General features: G+C 61.3%; 16 protein-coding genes. 10 read left to right on the forward strand and 6 right to left on the reverse strand.

Annotated elements, in window-relative coordinates:
• Window positions 1-541: 541 nt before the first annotated feature.
• From bcsN to PH605_RS07040, 5 genes are all read left to right on the forward strand, one after another.
• On the forward strand, window positions 542-1,444 hold the full coding sequence (bcsN, locus tag PH605_RS07020; protein WP_065655645.1) for a cellulose biosynthesis protein BcsN: 903 nt from the start codon (window positions 542-544) through the stop codon (window positions 1,442-1,444).
• Window positions 1,445-1,538: 94 nt separating this feature from the next.
• Window positions 1,539-3,728, forward strand: coding sequence for a UDP-forming cellulose synthase catalytic subunit (bcsA, locus tag PH605_RS07025; protein WP_271040140.1), 2,190 nt, complete (start codon window positions 1,539-1,541; stop codon window positions 3,726-3,728).
• Window positions 3,725-6,238: a cellulose biosynthesis cyclic di-GMP-binding regulatory protein BcsB gene (locus PH605_RS07030; RefSeq protein ID WP_142844621.1), complete on the forward strand. Its 2,514-nt coding sequence runs from the start codon at window positions 3,725-3,727 to the stop codon at window positions 6,236-6,238. The genes bcsA and PH605_RS07030 overlap by 4 nt, the downstream gene beginning before the upstream one ends.
• The gene (locus tag PH605_RS07035; protein WP_065655598.1) at window positions 6,235-7,290 is read left to right on the forward strand and encodes a glycosyl hydrolase family 8; all 1,056 of its coding nucleotides are present in this window, start codon (window positions 6,235-6,237) and stop codon (window positions 7,288-7,290) included. The genes PH605_RS07030 and PH605_RS07035 overlap by 4 nt, the downstream gene beginning before the upstream one ends.
• Window positions 7,281-9,614, forward strand: coding sequence for a cellulose synthase (locus tag PH605_RS07040; protein ID WP_271040141.1), 2,334 nt, complete (start codon window positions 7,281-7,283; stop codon window positions 9,612-9,614). The genes PH605_RS07035 and PH605_RS07040 overlap by 10 nt, the downstream gene beginning before the upstream one ends.
• Window positions 9,615-9,653: 39 nt before the next feature.
• Here PH605_RS07040 and PH605_RS07045 read toward each other — a convergent pair whose 3' ends face one another.
• On the reverse strand, window positions 9,654-10,808 hold the full coding sequence (locus tag PH605_RS07045; RefSeq protein WP_142844620.1) for an amidohydrolase: 1,155 nt from the start codon (window positions 10,806-10,808) through the stop codon (window positions 9,654-9,656).
• Window positions 10,809-10,868: 60 nt separating this feature from the next.
• Entirely contained in the window at window positions 10,869-12,515 is a 1,647-nt protein-coding gene (locus PH605_RS07050; protein ID WP_142844619.1) for a GNAT family N-acetyltransferase, read from the reverse strand.
• 234 nt (window positions 12,516-12,749) lie between these two features.
• Here PH605_RS07050 and PH605_RS07055 point away from each other — a divergent pair, with 234 nt between their 5' ends.
• On the forward strand, window positions 12,750-13,484 hold the full coding sequence (locus PH605_RS07055; RefSeq protein ID WP_065655602.1) for an SDR family NAD(P)-dependent oxidoreductase: 735 nt from the start codon (window positions 12,750-12,752) through the stop codon (window positions 13,482-13,484).
• 36 nt (window positions 13,485-13,520) lie between these two features.
• Entirely contained in the window at window positions 13,521-14,873 is a 1,353-nt protein-coding gene (locus tag PH605_RS07060; protein WP_142844618.1) for an aspartate aminotransferase family protein, read from the forward strand.
• Between the two features lie 39 nt (window positions 14,874-14,912).
• Here the strand turns inward: PH605_RS07060 and PH605_RS07065 are convergent, their stop codons facing one another.
• On the reverse strand, window positions 14,913-15,350 hold the full coding sequence (locus PH605_RS07065; RefSeq protein ID WP_065655604.1) for an EamA family transporter: 438 nt from the start codon (window positions 15,348-15,350) through the stop codon (window positions 14,913-14,915).
• Between the two features lie 183 nt (window positions 15,351-15,533).
• Window positions 15,534-16,880, reverse strand: a complete 1,347-nt coding sequence (locus PH605_RS07070) for a dicarboxylate/amino acid:cation symporter (RefSeq protein WP_003519920.1) — start codon at window positions 16,878-16,880, stop codon at window positions 15,534-15,536.
• Between the two features lie 236 nt (window positions 16,881-17,116).
• On the opposite strand from PH605_RS07070, the gene PH605_RS07075 reads away from it, so the two are divergent.
• Both PH605_RS07075 and PH605_RS07080 read left to right on the forward strand, forming a co-directional pair.
• A complete protein-coding gene (locus PH605_RS07075) occupies window positions 17,117-18,958 on the forward strand; it encodes a sensor histidine kinase (protein WP_142844617.1) in 1,842 nt (613 codons plus the stop codon).
• Window position 18,959: 1 nt separating this feature from the next.
• Window positions 18,960-20,324, forward strand: a complete 1,365-nt coding sequence (locus tag PH605_RS07080; RefSeq protein WP_142844616.1) for a sigma-54-dependent transcriptional regulator — start codon at window positions 18,960-18,962, stop codon at window positions 20,322-20,324.
• Window positions 20,325-20,413: 89 nt separating this feature from the next.
• On the opposite strand, the gene PH605_RS07085 is transcribed toward PH605_RS07080, so the two are convergent.
• Window positions 20,414-20,890, reverse strand: coding sequence for a BA14K family protein (locus PH605_RS07085; protein WP_078052553.1), 477 nt, complete (start codon window positions 20,888-20,890; stop codon window positions 20,414-20,416).
• 179 nt (window positions 20,891-21,069) lie between these two features.
• On the opposite strand from PH605_RS07085, the gene PH605_RS07090 reads away from it, so the two are divergent.
• Window positions 21,070-21,780 (forward strand): GntR family transcriptional regulator, encoded by a 711-nt coding sequence (locus PH605_RS07090; protein ID WP_142844615.1) that lies wholly within the window; start codon window positions 21,070-21,072, stop codon window positions 21,778-21,780.
• Window positions 21,781-21,828: 48 nt separating this feature from the next.
• Here PH605_RS07090 and PH605_RS07095 read toward each other — a convergent pair whose 3' ends face one another.
• Window positions 21,829-23,085 carry a D-amino acid dehydrogenase gene (locus PH605_RS07095; RefSeq protein WP_142844614.1) on the reverse strand — a complete coding sequence of 419 codons (1,257 nt, stop codon included), beginning with the start codon at window positions 23,083-23,085 and terminating at the stop codon, window positions 21,829-21,831.

Here is a 23,085-nt window from a genome sequence, read left to right on the forward strand (position 1 = left end):
CCGAACCCGCCTCCCACCACAGGGGCAGGGCGTCCTCATCCAGCCATTTGCGTAATCTTCCGATCTCTTCGGCAAGCGTCTGCGCGATGCTCGGAAATTGCAATGTCATGCGTCAACTCTCTGTTTTTACAGTTGAATAAAAAGCGGACCAATAAAAATACGTCATTATGCAGGCAAGTAGACCATGGGACATATTGCGCTGCAACCGTAAAATTATCGACCTGACAGAAAGCCAACCCCCGGCAGCGCGATTGGTTCCACCTTGTTCCATGGCGAACATGGGCGGCAATGGCGATTCGCCAGCCATAAAGTGTCAGAAATTACAACGCAAATTTGAGATTGCTTATTCGTAGTCCTCACGTATTTCGTAACAATGGTCTGCTCATTAGTGATTCGGTCTCCTTGTAACCTGGGCGGCGTTGGGGAAATAAAGGGGCGTAAGGCAGTGAATTTTTCTGCCTATACTTTATTGCTGTTCTCCATTGCGGTTCTATCGGGCTGCAATACTCCCGCGGGCGTTCGGTCCTTCGGGGGATCCCAGATGCTGTCTCCTTCCGAGGCGCTGGTTTTCCCGCCGCCCGGTGGTCCTGAAATCGTGACCGTGGTCAACCGCACCTATTCCAACGCCGTGGCGCAGCAGGTCATCTTGCGCTCCGAGGCCACCACCCCCGGGCAGAACTATATCAAGGCGGAGTTTTTCGGCCCGCAACAGGCCGGCGATACCGGTGGCGACGCTTTGGCTTTTTCCGGTTTCAGGGCATCTTCCGTCGCGCGGGAAATCCGCGCCGAGTTTCCGGGCGAAAATATCGCCATGTCGGCAAATTACCTGCAGAACGGTTATGGCGCGTTCTCCTATGCCGCCGGCAGCGGCCGTGGCGATGATACCTGCCTTTATGGCTGGCAGGACATACGCTCGCCGGAAAGCATGCGGCAGGATTTCCGCAATCTCGGGCGCATCAAGGTGAGGCTGCGCCTTTGCCAGTCGGGCGCCAGCGTCGAGCGGCTGCTGGCGGTCATGTATAATTACACGATCACCGGCACCTATGCCTCGCCCAGCTGGAACCCTTACGGCACGCCGCAGGCGGTGGATAAAAATCTCGGGCGTCCGGGCCATCCGGTCTATCCCATAAAGGCGGATGAGGTGCCGATGCGGCCCGGCAGCGAGGTGACCGCGAGCGTGCCGCCCCGGCCCGTTCGTCGCACGGCTGCCGTTGCACCGCCCGCCCAGCCGGAACCGCAGCCGCTTCCACCCGTTGCTGCAGTCAGTATCCCGTCGCCCGCATCGGCTGGCGCACCCCTCCAGCCTGCAAGGCCCACGGTGGCGGGCAGGCGCCTGGATGGTGTGCCGGCAGATAGTGGCCGGCAACCGTCGCAGGTCCCGCAGGTTTCCATTCCGTCGCCCGCATGTCTGTCCGGTTCGGGGGTGGCGTCAGGATGCAGGTGATTGCCGGAACCAGCGGGAAAGAGCACGCCAAGGCGCAGATCGCAAAAATTCCGGACCAAAATTCCGGGTGGGGAAGACAACGGAAAGTTTCTGGATGAGCAAGGCCATCACAATCATTGTCTGGTTACTTGTGTCGCTTTGCGTTCTGGCCATCGTCACGATGCCGGTCAGCCTGCAGACGCATCTGGTCGCTACGGCGATTTCGCTCATCCTGCTGGCGACGATCAAGAGCTTCAATGGGCAGGGGGCCTGGCGTCTGGTAGCGCTCGGTTTCGGCACGGCCATCGTGCTGCGCTATGTCTACTGGCGCACCACCAGCACGTTGCCGCCCGTCAACCAGCTCGAGAACTTCATTCCCGGTTTTCTGCTCTATCTGGCGGAAATGTACAGCGTTGTGATGCTGGCGCTCAGTCTCGTCATCGTGTCGATGCCGCTGCCGTCGCGCAAGACGAGGCCCGGTTCACCCGATTACCGGCCGACGGTCGACGTCTTCGTGCCGAGCTATAACGAGGACGCTGAGCTTCTCGCCAACACGCTCGCAGCGGCCAAGAACATGGATTATCCGGCCGACCGGTTCACCGTCTGGCTGCTGGACGATGGCGGCTCGGTGCAGAAGCGCAACGCCAGCAATATCGTCGAGGCGCAGGCAGCGCAGCGCCGCCACGAGGAGTTGAAGAAGCTCTGCGAGGACCTCGACGTGCGCTATCTGACGCGCGAGCGTAACGTCCACGCCAAGGCCGGAAATCTCAATAACGGTCTCGCCCATTCGACCGGCGAGCTCGTGACCGTGTTCGACGCCGACCACGCGCCTGCCCGCGACTTCCTTCTGGAAACGGTTGGTTATTTCGAAGAGGATCCACGGCTCTTTTTGGTGCAGACACCACATTTCTTCGTCAATCCCGATCCCATCGAGCGCAATTTGCGCACCTTCGAGACGATGCCGAGCGAAAACGAGATGTTTTACGGTATCATCCAGCGCGGCCTCGACAAGTGGAACGGTGCATTCTTCTGCGGTTCGGCCGCCGTGCTGCGGCGTGAGGCATTGCAGGATACCGAAGGTTTCAGCGGCGTCAGCATCACGGAAGATTGCGAAACGGCGCTGGCGCTGCATTCGCGCGGCTGGAACAGTATCTATGTCGACAAGCCGCTGATCGCCGGGTTGCAGCCGGCCACCTTCGCAAGCTTCATCGGCCAGCGCAGCCGTTGGGCGCAGGGCATGATGCAGATCCTGATCTTCCGCCAGCCCCTTTTCCGGCGCGGTCTCTCGTTTACGCAGCGTCTCTGCTACATGTCGTCGACGCTGTTCTGGCTGTTTCCGTTCCCGCGCACCATCTTCCTGTTCGCACCGCTGTTCTACCTGTTCTTCGACCTTCAGATTTTCGTGGCCTCGGGCGGCGAGTTTTTGGCCTATACGGCGGCCTATATGCTCGTGAACCTGATGATGCAGAACTATCTCTATGGCAGCTTCCGCTGGCCGTGGATTTCGGAACTTTACGAATATGTGCAGACGGTTCACCTCCTGCCTGCCGTCGTTTCGGTGATTTTCAATCCCAGCAAGCCCACCTTCAAGGTGACGGCGAAGGATGAATCCATTGCCGAGGCACGGCTTTCGGAAATCAGCCGGCCGTTCTTCGTCATTTTCGCGCTGCTGCTGGTGGCGATGGCCTTTGCCGCCTGGCGCATCTACAGCGAGCCCTACAAGGCGGATGTCACGCTTGTGGTCGGCGGCTGGAACCTACTCAATCTGATCTTTGCGGGCTGTGCGCTCGGTGTCGTTTCCGAGCGTGGCGACAAATCCGCGTCGCGGCGCATCACGGTTAAACGGCGTTGCGAAGTCAAGCTCGAGGGTAGCGACGCCTGGGTGCCGGCTTCCATCGATAACGTCTCGGTGCATGGCCTGCTGATCAATCTCTTCGACAACGCGACAACCATCGAAAAAGGCGCGACGGCCATCGTGAAGGTCAAGCCGCATAGCGAGGGCGTGCCGGAAACCATGCCTGTCAACGTGGTGCGAACGGTGAAGGGCGAGGGTCTCGTCTCGATCGGCTGTACCTTCTCGCCGCAACGCGCCGTCGATCACCGCCTGATTGCGGACCTGATCTTCGCCAATTCGGAACAGTGGAGCGAATTCCAGCGGGTGCGCCGCAAGAACCCCGGCCTGATCCGTGGTACGGCCATCTTCCTGGCCATATCGCTCTTCCAGACGCAGCGCGGCCTTTATTATCTGGTCCGAACGCTTCGGCCTGCTCCCAGAGACGCCAAACCTGTCGGAGCGGTAAAATGACCGGCCGTAAACCCATCCGGGATACTCTGGCAATGTTGGTATGGGGGGCCGTCGCCACGGGCGCGATGGCGCAGTCCTCGCCCTTCGACATGTCGCCGGAACGGCCCGCCCAGACGGCTCCGACACCCGTGCCGCCGTCCGCCGTCGCGCCTGCCGCGCCGCGTCAGCAGCCACCTGCACAGATTCCGGCCCAAATTCCGGCCCAGACGCCGTCTCAGCCATCCGCCTCGCCGCCATTTGCGGTTCAGCCCGCGCCGCAGTCGCAACAGCGCCCAGCCGTTCCGTTGCCGCCGCCGGTTGCGGCTCCTCCGCGTCAGGAAGGTGCGAGACCCGTTCCCGTAACGGCCCCGTCGCTCGACGCCGACAGCCGCCGCCGATACATCCTGCCCTATGAAAAGCTCAGCCTTTCCGGGGAGATGGACCGGCGGCAATGGAGCATCTATCTGACGCCGGAGCAGGTGAACGCCGCCGTTTCGCTCAATATCGGCTATCAAAACGCCATCGTGGTTGCGCCGGAAAGCTCGAATTTTCAGGTCAGCCTGAACAATGTCGCGCTGGATCCGGCGCGTATCGAAGCGCCCGACAGCGAGGGCAATGTCTCCTTGAAGATACCGCCAGGCGTCTTGCAGGTCGGCTCAAATGTCGTGAGACTGGGCGTGCAGCAGCGCCACAGAACCGATTGCACGATCCAGTCCACCTACGATCTGTGGACCGATATAGACCCTGCCAATACCTATATCGGCTTTAATGCGGATGTCGCCGGAAGCTTTGCCAATATCGATGATATTCAGGCAACGGGGCCGGATGGCAAGGCGATGACGTCTATCGAAGTGGTCGCACCGGCGCTCGGCAATCCGGCATTTGCGGATTCTCTCCTGCGTCTTTCACAGGCGCTGGCGCTCAGAACCCAGATGCCGAACCAGACGATCCGTTTTGTGGCCGCTCCTTCCGGTGAACGCAAGGCAGGCACGCTGACGGTCTTCGTCGGAACGGCCCGCGAGATTGCCGGAATTGCCGGAACGCTGCCACCCGAGGCTTCGGCGGGCGCTTTCGCCGGCTTTGGCGTCCCCGCGCCGGGTGGTCTTTCGCCGCTTTTCGTCAGCGGCCCCACCCCGCAGGCGGTTCAGGCGGCAATTGAGACGCTGTTTTCGTCGATATCGCGCACACCCGGTGCGCAGAGAACGACTTTTTCGACCCGCAGCTGGCATGCGCCGGATGTGCCGCTCGTCATGTCGGATCGCCGTATCGCGCTTTCCGAACTTGGTCTCGAAAGCACCGAATTTGGCGGCCGGCGTTTCCGCAACGAATTTTACGTCGGCATGCCAGCCGATTTTTATGCGTCCGCTTATGGTGAGGCGTCGCTTCTTCTCGATGCCGCCTATTCGTCGCAGGTATTGCCGGGCAGCCATGTCGATATCTACGTCAATGACCAGATCGCCTCGACCGTACCGATTTCCAACAATGGCGGCGGCATTTTCCGGCATCTGCCGATCAATGTGACGATGCGTCATTTCAAGCCCGGGCCGAACAAGGTCACCATCGAGGCAGTTTTGATGACGGCGCAGGATCAGGCCTGCGCGCCGGGCGCCCCTGCCAGCACGACGCCGCGTTTTGCATTGTTCGACACGTCTGAACTTCATATTCCGGACTATGCGCAGATCGGCCGCAAGCCGGATCTTGCCGCGATGGCCGGGGCCGGACAGCCCTATCGGACCGGCGGAGCGCCTGTTGCCCTGTCGCTCGACCGTTTCGACACCGATACCATGTCTGCGGCAGCCACGCTGATCAGCCGGCTGGCAAGCGTGGCGGGGCATCCCATCGACATCGAGACTGTCGCCTCGCCGCTGGTGATCGGCGATCGCGACGCGCTGTTCGTCGGTACGATTTCGCAATTCCCGCAGGCATTGATCGGCCAGTTCAATCTTGTTCCCTCCAGCCAGATATCCTGGAAAATGGGAACCGGCGTCCAGCCGCCCGCCCAGAGCAGCGAAACCCTTTTCAACGACTGGCGAGAGCGGGTGGACGGCGGTGTATGGGAGGGGCAGGTGTCTTCTCTCGAGGAATGGATGAAGCGGAATTTCGACCTGAGTTCGGATACGCTACGCTTCCTGCCGGCAGCCGAACAGCTCTATGCGCCGCCAAGCAATGTTTCTTTCATGCTGGCGCAGGGACTGAGCCCCTCCGGCGAAGGGGTGTGGACGCTTGCCACTGCGCCAACGTCCGCGGAACTTCTTGACGGGATGGCGGCGATGACGCGGGAAAACCGCTGGCGCGGTGTCACTGGACGTGTTGCCGCTTACGATGCCGCTGCCGAAAAACTTGAAACGGTGGAGGTGGAACGGCCGTATTTTTACGTCACGCGGGCGTTTTCCTTTTCCAACTGGAGGCTGGTCGCGGCCAACTGGCTTTCTTCCAACGTTCTTTCCTATTCGCTGGCGTTCATCGGCTTCGTATCTCTCCTCGGCCTCGCCACTTTCACGATGCTGCGCATGATGGGACGGCATCGATGAAGAACGGAATCTCGAAACTGGCCGGCATTCTCTTCCTGTCCATGATGACGGTGATTGCAGGTATTTCCGTCAGCCGCGCCGCTTCGGTTTCGCCGGAGGCGTGGTCTGCCTATAAAGGCGCGTTTCTCGATCCCGGCGGCCGCGTCATCGATACCGGCAACGGCAATATCAGCCATAGCGAAGGCCAGGGCTACGGCATGTGGCTTGCCGTGCTTGCCGACAACCTGTCCGACTTCGAGCTGATCTGGAGTTTCACGCGCACCGAGCTTTTGGTGCGTGACGACGGGCTTTCCGCCTGGAAATGGGATCCGCGCACCAGACCGCATGTAACCGATATCAACAACGCTACGGATGGCGATATCCTGATCGCCTATGCGCTGGCGCTGGCGGCAGGGCAATGGAACCGGCAGGATTATGCCGAAGCATCCGCGGCCATCGCATCCGCCATTCTCAGGAAGACGGTGGTGCAACGCGGCGGGCGAACGCTGCTTCTGCCGGCGGCCAGCGGTTTCGACGAGGATGACCGGGAGGATGGGCCAGTGGTCAATCCTTCCTATCTGATTTTCGAGGCCTTTCCGGTGCTCAATCTTGTTGCGCCATCGCCGCTTTGGAAAGCGCTTGCCGATGACGGTGTGGCGCAGATCGGCACATTCGCTTTCAGCGACAGAAAACTGCCGGCTGACTGGGTATCGGTGAAGACGAAGCCGCAGCCGGCATCGGGCTTCCCGCCGGAATTCGGCTATAATGCGGTGCGCATACCACTTTATCTCGCAAGGGCGAATATGGGATCGCCGGAGCTGCTCGCCCGGCTGAAAGGCGGCATGACGCTGGAAAGCGGCGCTGCCGGAACCTTCGACCTGAAGAGCGGAGCGGTCAAGGATGTCCTGTCCGATCCCGGCTATCGCATCATTCCGGCGCTTGCGGCCTGTGTCGGCGGCGGGCCGGCCGTTTCCGCCGAACTCAAAAACTTCCAGCCAACACTTTATTATCCTTCCACATTGCATCTTCTGGCATTGTCGTTTCTGGCAAGGAATAACGGGGAATGCCGATGAACAAGCCACTGTCGACCTCGGCTCTCATTCTGCTTCTGATAGCGCTCGCCGCCTTTCACTGGCGCGATAACATTCTGGGGCGGGTGTCGGACGTGCATACCTCGGCGGTCGGCGACAACCGGGCGGTACAGCGTGTTTTGCCGACGGCGGCCAATCCGGCGCAGATCAACGCTTTCGTCAAGAACCGTGAAATGGCGCAGGTAACGCAGCCCGCGACACCGCCGGTCACGGTGCCGGCGACCGACCCCTTGCCGGTGACACAGGTTGGCGGGCAGGCGCCGCAAACACAGACGGCGCAGGCGCCGGGCCCTCGCGCCACCCAGCCTGCATCGGCTGATATGCCCGAGGTCGATCTGAGTGCGTTGCGCTATTTCGCGGCGAGGGGCGATACGCAGCGTCTTCAGGCCGAAATCGCGCGCCTGCGCGCGCTATATCCCAACTGGACGCCGCCTGCCGATCCTCTCGCCATTCCCGAAAATGGCGATCCACGGCTCGACGCCATGTGGCAGCTTTATACCGACGGCCGTTATGCCGAAGTGAGGAAGGCGATTGCCGACCGCCAGCAGGCGGAACCCGGCTGGCAGCCACCCGACAATCTGACGGGCATGCTTTCCCTTGCCGAAGCGCGCCAACGGCTCGTCAATGCTTCCGATCTCAAGCAATATACGACAGTGGTGGATACAGCCGCCAATAATCCCAGCCTGCTGACATGCGGCGAGGTCGATGTGCTGTGGCGGGTTGCCGATGCCTTCGCCAATACCGACCGGATGGGACGGGCGCGGGACGCCTATCTCTACATCCTCAACAATTGCACGGTCGCCAGCGACAGGCTCGCCACCGTGCAGAAGGCATCCGCGCTTTTGCCGGCGGAAATGATGGACGAACTGCTGGCCAAGGAAAAACCGGGCGCCGACGGTCAGCTGGAATTTGAACCGGTCAAGAACGATCTCGCCCGCCAGTTCGTTGCCAAGGCAGGGGAGAAGGAGGGCATTGCCGTTCCTTCGGCCTATGTGATGCGGCTTCAGCGGCTTGCCGAGACCGATAAGCTTGCAAGCGACGCCCTGCTGCTCGGCTGGTACAATATCCGGCAGAAGAACATGGCGGAGGCGGAAAAATGGTTCCGCAAGGCGCGGGAAGAGGAAGACAGCGCATCGGCTTCGCAGGGGCTGGCGCTGGCGCTGATCGACCGTAACGAGCCGCGTGAGGCCGAGGACGTCATGTATAATTGGCGCAAGGCATCCGACGATGCGCTTGGGACCTATCTCGCCGCAACGGCCAATCTTCTGGCGCTGGAGCCGCCGGTCGTCCTGCCGCCGGAGGTGCTGCAACGTATCGCCGCCGAAACGGTGGCGCAGAAGGATGCAGCGACGGCGCAGCAATTCGGCTGGTATTCGCTTGCCTTCCGGCAGACGCCGCTTGCTTTGCAATGGTTCAGCACGGCCCTTGGCTGGAAACCGGATGATGAGCCGTCGGCCTACGGCATGGCCGTCAGCTATCACGATCTTCGCAATCTCGCCGGCCTGCGTGGCATCCAGCAGGAATGGGGAGGCCGTTCGCAACGTATCGCCGATGTCGGAACGGCGCGCATGGTGGACCAGCCCGGGCAGGCGGTTGCTCCCATAACCGCGCCGCCGGTTGTCGCACAGGTAACGGCGCCGCCCGTGCAGACCAGTGCACCGCAGGGTGAGACGGCGGTGGTTTATAACCCGCCTGTCGTCCAGCAGCTTGAACCTTCGCGCAAGCAGGCGCGCCGCCCCGCGCAGGTGCAAAGGGAAGCCGGTGCTGCATCGCGCCCGCGTTCCTGCGCGGCCTATCCCGATCCGCAACGTCTGCCGCCACAGCAGGCGCTCGATCTCGGCTGGTGCCTGATGGAGACGAACCGGCCGGCGGAGGCTCTGAAAGCTTTCGAATCCGCAATTGAAAGCGGTCAATCCAATGTCAAAAGCGACGCAGCCTACGGCCAGAGCCTTGCCTATCTGCGCATGGGCTTGACGGACCATGCAGCCGTCTCGGCGACGAAATCGCGTATGGATCGCCCACGCGCGACGGAGCTGCAGGTTTCGATCCTTGCCGATCGAGCGGTCTCCGCATTCGGGTCGAAGCGATATGCCGAAACGCTTCTCCTGCTCGACCAGCGGGCGCGGCTGGCGGATGAGCGCACGGACCTGATGGTGCTGCGCGGTTATTCCTACCTCGCCATGCGCCGTTATGGTGAGGCCGCCCAGATTTTCGAAAGCCTCACAGCTATCGGAAACAAGGATGGCATCCGGGGCCTGGCTGCGGTGCGCGCCGCCCGGCCCAGCAACGGTCCACAGGGCGGCTGACGGGCGGCTGATCGCGGCTGGATATAGCAGCAGTCGCTGCTATCTCGCGTCGGTGAGGTTGCGGATGATGCGCATGAAGATGCGCGCGCCGGTGCCGATCAGCGCATCGGGAAAGTCGTAATCCGGATTGTGCAGGTTGGGATAGTCCCGGCCTGCGCCGAGAAAGAACATCGCCGATGACGAAACGGCGCGAAAGCGGCCGAAATCCTCCGAAGCCCGCATGGGCAGCCCCTCCGAACCGTGGGAGATTTTTTCCTCGTCCAGCGCGCGCCGGATATGCCCGACCGCGTCAGGCGCATTTTCGCAATGCAGGAAAATATCGTCATAGGTGATGTCGAGGGTCAGCTGCTGTTCGTCCGCCACCTTTTTAGCCAGAGTTTCCGCAGCCTCGCAGAGTTTTTCCATCCGGTCGTCGGTCAGTGTCCGCAGTGTCGCCCAGATTTCAGCATCGGCCGGGGAAATTCCGAAGGCGGCTTCGCCCATTACGGCATGGGTGATCGTCACCATCGAAAAATCGGGCTCTGGCGGAAAACCGGAGCCCAGTTCGGCCAAGGCCGGCATCAGCCGGGATATTGCCCGCATCGGGGAAATGCCATGTTCAGGTGAAGACGCATGCGCCGTCTTGCCGGAAAGGTGGATTTTGACCCCGCGCGACGCGCAGTTGACCGGTCCTTCCACCACGCTGACATGGCCGAAAGGCAGGCCGGGCAGGTTATGGAGCGAAAAGGAATAATCCGGCTTTATCTGCCCAAAACGCGGGTCGGCGAGGACGGCGGTGGCGCCCGCGCCGGTTTCTTCCGCCGGCTGGTACAGAAGGATGACGCGACCTGTCGCGGGCCGCTGCCGGGAAAGGCCGAGCGCCAGCGCCGTCAGAATGGTGGAGTGGCCGTCATGGCCGCAAAGATGGCCTTTGCCATCAGTGCCGGAGCGGTATTCGGCGTCACTCTTTTCCTGAATGGGCAGGGCATCGAGTTCCGAACGGATGAGGATCGCCGGGCCGCTTTTACCGCTGTCATAGACCGCAGCCACGCCATGGCCGCCGAGATCGGCGAAAAGCCGGTCGGGCTGCGCCTGCTCGAGGAAAGCGCGGATGCGCCGCGCCGTTTCCTTCTCCTCGCCGGAGATTTCCGGATGACGGTGAAGATCATGGCGAAGCTCAATGAGATCGAGCATGTCCTTGTTGGTCAAAAACATCAAAAATCCTTGTAAGTCGTCCGGCCGGTTTTTCCTGCCGCAACTTACAGGGCGTTGCCTTTAATGCAAAACCTTTGGCGGGTGCCAGCGTTTGCCCGTCGCTTTCGGCTTGATGGCGAGCGTGACGACATCGGGTGGCAGCGGAACCTTGGCTTTTGCCAGTTCCAGCCGGGCAAGAGCTGCACGGGCCTTTTCCGCATATTCCAGATGTGCCGCATCGTCCGAATGATAGTGCTGCAGCCTGTCGAGGATTTCCGCACCTTCCATCGTTCTTTCGGCGGCAATCAGCGCCACGGCGCATTTGTAAAGCGCTTCCCGGTGGAAGGGCGCGCGATTGGTCACCTGGCGGAAGGCCTCGGACGCCTCGTGGTAGTGCTGCTGCGCCAGCCGGGCCTCGCCGATACGCAGCCAAAGGACGACGGGTTCCTGCCCGGCGGCCAGAAGGCTGAGAAAGGCGATTTCGGCCTCGCGGAATTCACCCCGGTCGAACAACAGATTGGCGAGCCCGAATTGCGCGCCGAGATGGTCCGGTGCCGCAGTCAGCACCTGGGCGAAGGCAATATTGGCGGCCGCCTTCTGGCCGGTCTTATAGAGTTTGAGGGCTTGTTCGTAGACAAAACGGATGCTGCGCGGGTGAAGCGTGCCGCCGAGATTGTCGCCCGAGCGGGTGCGGAACAGCGTGCAGCTCAGCTTCTGCTCCTCCGGCCCGAAGAAATATTTGTAAGGCTCGTTGCCGCGCAGGAAATCATAGGTTTTGAAACCCTGCTCGATTGCCCTGCGAATGCAATGGCCATGCAGCACGAGCCCGGGGGAAGGGGTCTTCCAGTTCTCGTCGCGGCCGGTAATGTAGAACAGGACCGATTTCTTCTGGCGGTCGATGATATTGGCGAGCGCGCCGAGCGGCTGGTCGCCGAACCACAGTACCGGCACTTCCAGATCGCCACGGATATAGACATCCATCAGCATCTGCCGTGTCGCACCGATCAGGAGTTCCGTGCGTTCCTTGCCCTTGTGCGGCGCCCAGCGGATACGCCAGAAATCGAACAGGATGTCCATGTCCCGCTTGATTGTTTCCCTCGTTGCAAAGGTGATGCGATATTCGTCGCCGCCTTCCACTTTTCTCAGGAAACGCCTCAGCTTCTGCCGGGTCTGGCTGCTCATATGACTGTCGAGATAGCCGTCGAACGTGTCCGGCAGCGTCACCACCGGGCAGATGCAATTGTTGATGTTGTAGGGGTTGGTCGGCATGTTGTCGCGAAACATGACGAGCGGGCCCTGAAGTGCGCGGATCATCGCGTCGCGGCGTTCCGGCGGGCCGGAAAGATAATCGAGCTTCAGCTCGGTCCAGTTCTGCTGGCGGATATAGGAACAGAAACCGGCGACTGCGTGATTTTCATAGTCCGGCAGGGTGATGAAACCGGTGTAATCGGCCGCAGCATTGCCGGCCATGACGATGCTGTCGTGGAAGCGTCCGGTTTTTTTGTCCGGTTCGGTGACGATGCGCAGCGGGAAAAACGCCACATAGGGCGAGCCTTCCGCCCGTTCGCGCAGCGCAAGAATGAACCAGCGCCTGCGGCGCGGCATATAGTCCCTCAGCCACCCCCAGGAGAGGAAATGCCGGGCATGGGGATCGGCCATGAACACCGCATCCCAGTTTTCGCGGATGGCCTCGAAGCCGGCGTCCGTGTCGATGATATCGATACGCATTCGTCCCCCTCCCAATACTGATCACACATTCGGGAGGCTTCATTTTATGGGTAAACGGTCGGCTTCAAATATTCCCTTCGGGTGAAAGCCGTGCATCAAATGGGATTAGCCCGTCGCCGATCCGCCATCGCTGCGCCGCGACAAAAAAGACCTTGTCAGCCGGTGGCAGCGCTCTAACATGTGGGGCTGAATGCGCGGCCGGCTCAACGGTCCGCATGGCACAGGAGTTCTCATATGGCTGTTCCTTATATGCTTCTTACCGGCGCAAGCCGTGGAATAGGGCACGCCACCGTCAAGCTGTTTCAGGAAAAGGGCTGGAGAATTCTCACCGTATCGCGGCAACCCTTCTCCGAGGAATGCCGTTGGCCGTCAGCGCGGGAGAGCCACATTCAGGCCGATCTGGAGGACCTGTCCCGCATTGACGATCTGGCGGACGAGGTGCGTTCACGCCTGCCGGAGGGAAAGCTTGCGGCGCTTGTCAACAATGCCGGAATTTCGCCGAAGGGCGAGGGTGGCAGCCGTCTCGGTGTCATGGATACGACGGCGGAAATCTGGACGCGGGTGCTGAACGTCAATCTTGTTTCGACGGCGCTGCTCGCCCGCGCGCTTTTGCCGGAACTAGAAGCGGCAAAAGGCTCAATCGTCAACGTCACGTCGATTGTCGGCTCACGGGTGCATCCTTTTGCCGGCGTGGCCTATGCCACATCGAAGGCGGCGCTTGCGGCGCTGACGCGCGAGCTGGCGCATGAGTTCGGTCCGCGCGGCGTGCGCGCCAATGCGATTGCGCCGGGCGAGATCAACACCGCCATCCTCTCCCCCGGAACGGCCGAGCTGGTGGAAGCCCAGGTGCCGCTCGGGCGGCTCGGCACCACGGCCGAGGTGGCGCAGACCATCTATTTCCTGTGCTCGGAACAGTCGAGCTACATCAACGGCGCGGAAATTCACATCAATGGCGGACAGCACGTCTGACACGCCGAGCATCAACCGAAAATGGAGCCTTCATCGATGACCATCCTGCCGAATTCCGTCGAGGCACGCGATATCGCCTATCAGATGCATCCGAACGTCAATCTGCGCAAATTCGAAAAGACCGGCGGTCTGGTGATCGAGAGCGGCGAAGGCATCTATGTAACCGACAGCAGCGGCAAGCGCTATATCGAGGCGATGGCGGGGCTGTGGTCGGTGGCGCTCGGCTTCGGTGAACAGCGGCTGGTGGACGCGGCGACGAAGCAGATGCAGAAGCTGCCCTATTACCACACCTTTTCCTACAAGACGCACGGCCCGTCGGTTGATCTCGCCGAGCTGCTGATCGAGCTTTCACCGGTGCCGATGTCCAAGGTGCATTTCACCTCCTCCGGCTCCGAGGCCAACGATCTGGTCGCCAAGATGGTCTGGTATCGCTCGAACGCGCTGGGCAGACGAGACAAGAAGAAGATCATCGGCCGCATCAAGGGGTATCATGGTGTGACGATTGCCTCGGCCTCAATCACCGGCCTGCCGCGTAACCATGAAAGCTTCGACCTGCCGCTGGACCGCATGTTGCATACGGCCTGCCCCTCCTATGTGCATTTTGGAAAGGAAGGGGAAAGCGAGGCGGATTTCACCGCGCGTATCCTGAAAGAGCTGGAGGATTTGATTCTTCGCGAAGGCCCGGAAACCATCGCCGCTTTCTGGGGCGAGCCGGTAATGGGCGCCGGCGGCGTTCTTTTGCCGCCTGAAGGGTATTGGGCAGGCGTACAGGCGATCCTGAAGAAATACGATATTCTGCTTGTGGTGGATGAGGTGATCTGCGGTTTCGGCCGAACCGGCAAGATGTTCGCCTGCGAGACCTATGGCATAAAGCCGGATGTGCTTGTCGTCTCCAAGCAGATTTCGTCGTCCTATATGCCGCTTTCGGCTATCATCATGAATGACAGTTTCTACCAGCCGATTGCCGATGAATCCGACCGTATCGGCTCCTTCGGCCATGGTTACACCGCCTCCGGCCATCCCGTCGCAACAGCTGTGGGACTGGAAAACCTGAAGATCATTCAGGAGCGCGATCTGGTCGGTAACGTCGCCCGGCTGGAAGGCAAGTTTCTCGATCATCTTAAGGCGCTCGCCGATCACCCGCTTATTCATTCCTCGCGCGGTATCGGCCTGATCGGCGCGCTGGAGGTGAAGCCATGGGAGGGCATGAAGCCCGGCGATACGACGCTGGCCCTTGCCGCGGCCATCGAGGAGGAGGGTGTCATCACGCGGCCTATCGGCGAGTCCATCTGCTTCTGCCCGCCGCTCATCATTACGGCCGAACAGCTGGACGAGCTGTTTGCCGGTGTGAAGCGTGGTCTCGACAAGGTTGCGGCTGCCCGAGGCTGATAACTTCAGCGATTGTGCCGGCCGGTTTATCCGGCTGGCCTATCCCCGATAGGCCACAAGCACCGCGCCGCAGGCGATCAGCACCACGCCGAGCCAGTTGGGCAAAGACAGCCTTTCGCCCAGAAACAGCACCGCAAAGATGGCGACAAACACGACGCTCAGCTTGTCGATGGGCGCGACGCGGGCGGCGTCTCCGAGTTTAAGCGCCCGGAAATAACATATCCACGATGCGCCGGTGGCCAGTCCCGAAAGCACGAGGAACAGCCAGGTTTTACCCGAGATGGTGGAAGGCTGCTGCCAGTTGCCGGTGATGTAAACCATCAGGCCGGCGGCGGCGAGAATGACGACGGTGCGGATGAGAGTGGCGAAATCGGAATTGACGTTCTCGATGCCGACCTTCGCAAAGATGGCGGTGAGCGCCGCAAAGGCTGCCGATAGCAGCGCCCAGAATTGCCAGGCCAGAAACAGGTTCTTCATGCCGCCACTCCGCTTATCGCATTTGTTCCGCTTCGGCTCTACCGCATCTTCCGGCCGATAAAAACCCCGTTTAGTGGGCGCGAGCCTGAACAAAGAAAGCCCGGCGCATCCTGTCGATGCGCCGGGCTCTCCATATGTGCCTGCCCGGAGAAACCGGGACAGGCCGGACCTTGGGAGGTCTTATTATTCGGCGGGCTGCACCGAAGCCGGAAGCTGATCCACATCGGCGATGCCGGTGAATTCTTCCTGGCCGCTCAGAACGCGGGCAAGCTGATCCTGATCCAGTTCGCCTTCCCAGCGGGCGACGACGATGGTGGCGACCGCATTGCCGACGAAGTTGGTGAGTGCACGGCATTCCGACATAAAACGGTCGATGCCGAGGATCAGCGCCATGCCGGCGACGGGAACCGAAGGCACAACGGAGAGGGTTGCCGCGAGCGTGATGAAGCCCGCGCCGGTGATGCCGGCGGCACCCTTGGAGGAGAGCATGGCCACCAGCAACAGCAGGATCTGTTCGCCGAAGGAGAGGTGGATACCGGTCGCCTGCGCGATGAAGAGGGCCGCCAGCGTCATGTAGATGTTGGTGCCATCAAGGTTGAAGGAATAACCGGTGGGGATGACGAGACCGACGACGGAGCGCTTGCAGCCGGCCTTTTCCATCTTGCTCATCAGGCCCGGCAGGGCAGCTTCGGAAGAAGAGGTGCCGAGAACCAGAAGCAGTTCTTCCTTGATGTAGCGGATGAGCGCGACGATGGAGAAGCCGTTGTAACGGCATACCGCACCGAGAACCACGAACACGAACAGGAAGGACGTGACGTAGAAGGTACCGATCAGCATCGCAAGGTTGGTGACGGACGAGATGCCGTATTTGCCGATGGTGAAGGCCATCGCGCCGAAAGCGCCGATGGGGGCGGCCTTCATCAGGATCGCGACCAGTTTGAAGATCGGATACATCAGGGCGTGCATGAAATCGGTGACGGGCTTGCCCTTTTCGCCGACGATGCCGAGCGCGATACCGAACAGAACCGAGAAGAACAGCACCTGCAGAATGTCACCGCTGGCGAAAGCGCCGACGATGGTGGTCGGGATGATGTTCATCAGGAAGCCGGTGATGGTCTGCTCATGGGCCTTGTCGGCGTAGGTCGCGACTGCCTTGGCATCCAGCGTGGCGGGATCGATATTCATGCCCGCGCCCGGCTGCACGGTGTTGGCGACGATGAGGCCAACGATGAGCGCGAGCGTGGAGAATACGAGGAAGTAGATCATGGCCTTGCCGGCCACGCGACCCACCTTTTTCATGTCGTTCATGCCGGCGATGCCGGTTGCGACAGTGAGGAAGATGACGGGCGCGATGATCATCTTGACGAGGCGGATGAAGCCGTCGCCAAGCGGCTTCAGCTGTTCGCCGAAGGCCGGATAGAAATGGCCGAGCGCGATACCGGCGATGATGGCCACCAGAACCTGAAAATACAGGTGCTTGTAGAATGGCTGCTTGGCGTGGCCTGCGGCCACGGCTGTCGTATCGATCATGTTTTTTCCTCCTCGGCCTCACCCTGCCTTTATTGGCCTCCCGGGATCGCCGTGACGTTGACGGCTTCGCGCCGATTGCGGAGTCATGTGCAATACGCATGCCAGACTTGCTTATTTGGCGTAACTGGCTGATTTCAAAAGTAGTTTTTATTGGCGCTTCATCGGCCCACATGTATTTGTGCGGAATTCCGGACAAGATCTCTTGCGGTCTGTGTGTAAATCCGCACAATTGCCGCATGACTTATCAGGATCAGGCATCTCATTCCCATGCGACGCGGCGGGCGCAATGGCTGGCGCTGGCGGGCCTGTGGCTGCTCGTCAGTCTTGGCGTTCTGCTGGTGGCCGATGAGTTCGCCCGCAATCAGGCGATGCGCATGGCCGGTTCCGAGGCCGCCACGGATGCGGAACTGAAGATCGCGCTCCTGAATGTCGCGCTGGAGCGGCCGCGCGCCATTCCGCTTGTCCTGTCCGGAGATCCTGATCTTGCCGCCGCGCTGGATGGCGGCGGTGCTCCTGCCCTCGACCGGTTGAACCGCAAGCTGGAGGGGCTGATTGAAGGCACACAATCCTCGGTGATTTATGTGACCGGGCCGACCGGATTGACCATCGCGTCGAGCAACTGGCGGCAGGATGACAGCTTTGTTGGCTCCAATTATGCTTTCCGCGAATATTTCCAGGCGGCGATGAAGACCGGCATGTCCGAACATTATGCTCTCGGCAATGTCAGCCGTCGGCCGGGTCTTTATATATCCCGCCGCATCGATGCCGCCGATGGGCGGCCGCTTGGCGTCGTCATTGCCAAGGTCGAGTTCAACCGGCTGGAGACAGACTGGAACATCGGCGGCAAGCCGGTCTATGTGGTCGACAGAAACGGCGTCGTGCTGATGACCAGTGTGCCGGAGTGGCGCTTCAGGACCGTCGCGCCGATCGATGAGGCGCGGCGGAAAATCATCTCCGAGAGCCTGCAATTCGGCAATGAGGCGCTTTCAACGCTGCCGTTTCGCGCGGCGCGGCGCGCGAGCGAGGATGTTCCGCTCATTCATGTCGATGAGCCGGGGAGGGAACGCGGCGATTATCTGCGGCTGGAAGTGCCGGTGCCGACCACGTCATGGACGCTGCACTATCTCCAACCGGTCGCGCCGGCGCTGAATGCCGCCATCCGCGAGGGCAGGGTGGTGGCGCTGGCGACGCTGATGCCGCTGATGGCGCTTTCGGCCCTGTGGCTCTGGCGCAGGCACAAGGCGCTCAAGGAAAAGGAAGAGGAGCAGCGTGCCCGCGCCGAGCTGGAAATGAAGGTGCAGGAGCGGACCCGCGACCTGACGAAGACCCGCGATCATCTGCAGGCCGAAATCGCCCTGCATGAAAAGACCTCGGGCGAGTTGCGCAATGTGCAGCACGAACTGGTGCAGGCCAACCGCCTTTCCATTCTGGGGCAGGTGGCGGCGGGCGTGGCGCACGAGATCAACCAGCCGGTCGCGACGATCCGCGCCTTTGCCGACAATGCCCGCACCCTGCTGAAACGCGACCGCATGTCCGAGGCCAACGAAAATCTCGAAAACATCGCGGCGCTGACCGAGCGTATCGGCACCATTACCGGCGACCTGAAGATATTGGCGCGCAAGGGCCGCACCGCCGCCGAGCCTGTCAGTGTTCGACTGGTCATCGAAGGTGCAGTCATGCTTTTGCGCAGCCGCTTCTCTGGGCAGATGGATGCGCTTGATATCGTGTTGCCGGATCAGGACCTGAAAGTGCTCGGCAGCCGTATCCGGCTCGAGCAAATTCTCATCAACCTTCTGCAAAACGCGCTGGAAGCCACTGAAGAGACTGGGGCGGCGCGTGTCGAAGTTCGTGTGCGCGAGGAAGGCGACATGGTCGTGCTTTCCGTCAGCGACAATGGCACTGGCATTCCCGAAGCCATTCGCGCCCAGCTTTTTTCGCCCTTCAACACCTCAAAGGAAAGCGGCCTCGGCCTCGGTCTTGTCATCTCCAACGATATTGCCTCGGACTATGGCGGGCGCATCGAGGTGGCGAGCAGCAAGGCGGGCACATGTTTTTCCGTATTTCTGAAGCGAGCATGACATGACGGCGGATGGAACCATATTCCTGGTGGACGACGACTCCCAGCTGCGCAAGGCGATGGTGCAGACGCTGGAACTCGATGGATTGCCGGTCACGTCGTTTTCACGCGCAGAACAGGCGCTTGCGGCTTTGAACGAGGATTTCGACGGCGTCGTCATCACCGATGTACGTATGCCCGGCATGACCGGGCTCGAATTTTTCGACCATGTTCGCAAGATCGATGCCGATCTGCCGGTCATTCTCATCACCGGTCATGGCGATGTGCCGATGGCGGTCGATGCGCTTCACAATGGCGCTTATGATTTCATCGCCAAGCCATTTCCCGCTGAACGCATGGTGGAAAGCGCCCGCCGGGCGCTGGAAAAGCGCCGCCTCGTGCTGGAAAACCGGGCGCTTCGCCGGGCGGCGGGACAGGCTGAGGATGATTTACCGCTGATCGGCCAGACGCCCGCCATGGAGCGCCTGCGCACCACGCTCAGGCACATTGCCGATACGGATGTGGATGTGCTGGTGGCGGGCGAGACCGGCAGCGGCAAGGAAGTGGTGGCGACGGCCCTTCACCGCTGGAGCAAGAAACGCTCAAAGGGCAATTTCGTGGCGCTGAATTGCGGGGCGCTGCCGGAAACGGTGATCGAGAGCGAGCTCTTCGGCCATGAGCCGGGGGCTTTCACCGGCGCGCAGAAAAAGCGCGTCGGCCGCATCGAACATTCGAGTGGCGGCACCCTGTTTCTGGACGAGATCGAAAGCATGCCGCTTGCGGTGCAGGTGAAGATGCTGCGTGTGCTGGAAATGCGTGAGGTCTCGCCGCTGGGGTCGAATGAGGAGCGGCCGGTCGATATTCGCGTGGTCGCGGCGGCCAAGGTCGATCTCGGCGATCCGTCCGAGCGCGGCACGTTTCGTGAGGATCTCTATTACCGGCTGAATGTGGTGACGCTGTCCATTCCGCCGCTGCGCGAACGCAAGGCGGATATTCCGCTGTTGTTTTCCCACTTCGTCACCAAGGCCGCCAACCGTTTCAATATGTCGGTGCCGCAGATCAGCGCCGGTATTTCCCGCCGCCTCAATGAGCATGACTGGCCGGGCAATGTGCGCGAACTCGGACATTTCGCTGAAAGGGTGGTGCTGGGGCTGGAGACGGAACCGGCGACCGCGCCTGCGTTGCAATCCACAATCCCCGCTTCCGGAACGCTGCCGGAGCGCATGGATGAGATCGAGGCGCGCATCATCCGCGAAACGCTGGAACAATCGAATGGCGACGTGGCGGAAACCATCGCCACGCTCGGCATCGCCCGCAAGACCTTTTACGACAAGCTGCAGCGCCACGGCATCAACCGGGCGGATTATGTGAGGAGCGGCACGGCGTAAGATGGCGCGAAGCGCGCATGAAAAAGCCGCGGACGTTTCCATCTGCGGCCTGACAATAACGGTAGTAACCGTGTTGAAGGTCTTCCCGATCAACCTGCTACGCAGAAATGGCGCTGGCCGTCATAATCCGTATAGGTGCCGGTGCGAGTGTTGAAGCTCCGGTAACGCTGCGAGCAATAATCGTACCAGGCGTTGGTCCAGGGCTCGATGGTGCGATAGGTGCGGCGCTGGTTGTAGACCGGGCGGCTGTCGTAAACCGGCTGGGCGCGATAGACGGGTGCCGGGCGGTAAACCGGCTGGGGTGCTGCGCGATAATAACGGTAATCCGGCTCTTCATCGATATAGCTCGGCTCGTCGACATAGACGCGCTCTTCGTAAGCTGGCGCCGGACGCGACATTGCGGAGCCCACGGCGACACCGGCGGCAAGGCCGAGCACGCCACCGAGAATGGCGGCATCGCGACGGTCGCGGCGGTCCCAGTCGCCAGCGGATGCGCTGCTCAAGGGAACAATGGTGGCGGCGGCGACGGCGACGGCCAGAACGGTTTTAGCTGCAAAGGACGACATGGTGTGTTCTTCCATACAGGTGGCAGGGCGCTGCCAGTTGCAAATTCGATGGTTAAGGAAATACAGCCCGGCTGCTGAACGGGCGCTGAATGAATTGTGGCAGACCGGCGGCGGCCCGCAATTCCTGTTTGCGCGCGACGCACTTCGCGCTAGAACTCAAGAACAAACAGGACGCACCGATGAGCCTTTCCCAGATAACCGTCAATTCCGACACCTCGCATGAAGACCGTGCCAAGGCCATTCGCGATACGCTGCGTGACGCCATTGTCGACCGGCGGCTGGCGCCGGGAACCAAACTGTCGGAATCGGAAGTGGGAACGCTGTTCGATGTCAGCCGCACGGTGGTGCGCGCCGCACTTCAGATGCTGGCCTATGAGGGGCTGGTGAAGGCCGAGCGCAACCGGGGCGCCTTCGTCTCCAATCCAACGCCGGATGAAGCGCGGCAGGTGTTCGCGTCGCGACGGTTGATCGAACCCGGCGTCGTGGATGCCGCGATCGAAAAAATCACGCCTGCGGCGGTGAAGCGGCTGCGTGAGCATCTGGTGCAGGAAAGCCGCCACCAGCATGAGCGCGGCCCGAGCGCCAGACGCGCGGAAATCAAGGCATCGGGCGATTTCCACCTGATGCTGGCCTCGCTTGCCGGCAACGCCATTCTGGAAAAATTCATGGACGAGCTGGTCGCCCGCTCGTCGCTGGTCATTGCGCTTTACGGGCGCTCGGGTGTTTCAAGCTGCGGCCACAATGATCACGCCGATCTCCTGGACGCGCTTGAGGCGAAAGATACGGCAAAGGCGCGTGCGCTGATGTTGCAGCATCTCGACCACATCGAAGCCGATCTAGACCTGCGCATGATGGAAGGTCTGGCGCTGAAGGATGCGCTGGCGCTCTGATTGACCGCCATCCCCGTCGCGGGACGGGAATGGCGGGTTGATTGCGCGTCAGGCGGCGTAACGGCTGATCGCCAGATCGTGCGTGTCGATCTCCGGCTTGTTGCCGCTGATGAGATCGGCAAGCACCCGGGCGGAGCCGCAGGACATGGTCCAGCCAAGCGTGCCGTGGCCGGTGTTGAGATATAGATTGCTGTAGCGGGTGGCGCCGATGACAGGCGTGCCGTCCGGCGTCATCGGACGCAGGCCGCACCAGAATTTCGCCTGGGTCTGGTCGCCCGCGCCGCCGAACAGGTCTTCCACCGAGTGGGCCAGCGTTTCCTGCCGGGCCGCTGGCAAATCCTTGCTGAAACCGGCGATTTCCGCCATGCCGCCGGCACGGATGCGTGAGCCGAGGCGGGTAATCGCCACCTTGAACGTCTCGTCCATGACCGTGGAAACGGGCGCGCGCTCCTCATTTACGATCGGAACTGTGATGGAGTAACCCTTGACCGGGTAAACCGGCAGGGTAAGGCCAAGCTGGCGCACGAACTGCGGCGAATAGCTGCCCAGTGCCGCCACGAAAATATCGGCCTCCACCAGCCCGCGGGTGGTCTCCACAGCCTTGACGCGCCCTGCCTCGACGATGGGGCGCATGATGCCGGTATCGTAAAGGAAGGTAACGCCCGCCGCTTCGGCCATGCGGGCAAGTTCTGTCGTGAACATGAAGCAATCGCCGGTCTCGTCGCCGGGCAGGCGCAGGCCGCCGACGATCTTCTCCTTCGAAGGGGAAAGACCGGGTTCGATGGCGGCGCAGCCGTCGCGGTCGAGAATCTCGAAAGGCACGCCGCCCGCCGTCAGCACGTCGACATCCTTGCCGATGGCGTCGAACTGCTTCTGGGTGCGGAACACCTCCAGCGTGCCCTGCATGCGCTGGTCATATTCGATGCCGGTCTCTTCGCGCAGCGCCATCAGACAATCGCGGCTATATTCGGCAACGCGCACCATGCGGCTCTTGTTGATGGCGTAACGCGCCGAGGTGCAGTTGCGCAGCATCTGGCTCATCCAGCGCCAGGCCGCCGGATCGGCCGTCGGGCGAATGATCAGCGGCGCATGTTTCATGAACAGCCATTTCATCGCCTTCACCGGAATGCCGGGGGCAGCCCAGGGCGAGGAATAGCCGGGCGAAACCTCGCCGGCATTGGCGAAGCTGGTTTCGAGCGCTGCGGCCGGCTGGCGGTCGATCACCGTCACCTTGTGTCCGGCTTTGGCCAGATACCAGGCGGATGTCACGCCGACAACGCCGGCTCCGAGGATAGTGACGTTCAT

Source organism: Agrobacterium sp. CFBP 3001 (assembly GCF_027871605.1).
GTDB classification, from domain to species: domain Bacteria; phylum Pseudomonadota; class Alphaproteobacteria; order Rhizobiales; family Rhizobiaceae; genus Agrobacterium; species Agrobacterium leguminum.

What these genes read in the sequence shown, in the direction of transcription:
- PH605_RS07060 (WP_142844618.1), top strand. Translation starts at nt 13,521, where the DNA reads ATGACCATCCTGCCGAATTCCGTCGAGGCACGCGATATCGCCTATCAG.
- PH605_RS07030 (WP_142844621.1), top strand. Translation starts at nt 3,725, where the DNA reads ATGACCGGCCGTAAACCCATCCGGGATACTCTGGCAATGTTGGTATGG.
- PH605_RS07085 (WP_078052553.1), bottom strand. Translation starts at nt 20,890, where the DNA reads ATGTCGTCCTTTGCAGCTAAAACCGTTCTGGCCGTCGCCGTCGCCGCC.
- PH605_RS07090 (WP_142844615.1), top strand. Translation starts at nt 21,070, where the DNA reads ATGAGCCTTTCCCAGATAACCGTCAATTCCGACACCTCGCATGAAGAC.
- PH605_RS07050 (WP_142844619.1), bottom strand. Translation starts at nt 12,515, where the DNA reads ATGCGTATCGATATCATCGACACGGACGCCGGCTTCGAGGCCATCCGC.
- PH605_RS07070 (WP_003519920.1), bottom strand. Translation starts at nt 16,880, where the DNA reads ATGATCGATACGACAGCCGTGGCCGCAGGCCACGCCAAGCAGCCATTC.
- PH605_RS07040 (WP_271040141.1), top strand. Translation starts at nt 7,281, where the DNA reads ATGCCGATGAACAAGCCACTGTCGACCTCGGCTCTCATTCTGCTTCTG.
- PH605_RS07065 (WP_065655604.1), bottom strand. Translation starts at nt 15,350, where the DNA reads ATGAAGAACCTGTTTCTGGCCTGGCAATTCTGGGCGCTGCTATCGGCA.
- bcsA (WP_271040140.1), top strand. Translation starts at nt 1,539, where the DNA reads ATGAGCAAGGCCATCACAATCATTGTCTGGTTACTTGTGTCGCTTTGC.
- PH605_RS07045 (WP_142844620.1), bottom strand. Translation starts at nt 10,808, where the DNA reads ATGTTTTTGACCAACAAGGACATGCTCGATCTCATTGAGCTTCGCCAT.
- PH605_RS07035 (WP_065655598.1), top strand. Translation starts at nt 6,235, where the DNA reads ATGAAGAACGGAATCTCGAAACTGGCCGGCATTCTCTTCCTGTCCATG.
- PH605_RS07095 (WP_142844614.1), bottom strand. Translation starts at nt 23,085, where the DNA reads ATGAACGTCACTATCCTCGGAGCCGGCGTTGTCGGCGTGACATCCGCC.
- PH605_RS07080 (WP_142844616.1), top strand. Translation starts at nt 18,960, where the DNA reads ATGACGGCGGATGGAACCATATTCCTGGTGGACGACGACTCCCAGCTG.
- bcsN (WP_065655645.1), top strand. Translation starts at nt 542, where the DNA reads ATGCTGTCTCCTTCCGAGGCGCTGGTTTTCCCGCCGCCCGGTGGTCCT.
- PH605_RS07055 (WP_065655602.1), top strand. Translation starts at nt 12,750, where the DNA reads ATGGCTGTTCCTTATATGCTTCTTACCGGCGCAAGCCGTGGAATAGGG.
- PH605_RS07075 (WP_142844617.1), top strand. Translation starts at nt 17,117, where the DNA reads ATGACTTATCAGGATCAGGCATCTCATTCCCATGCGACGCGGCGGGCG.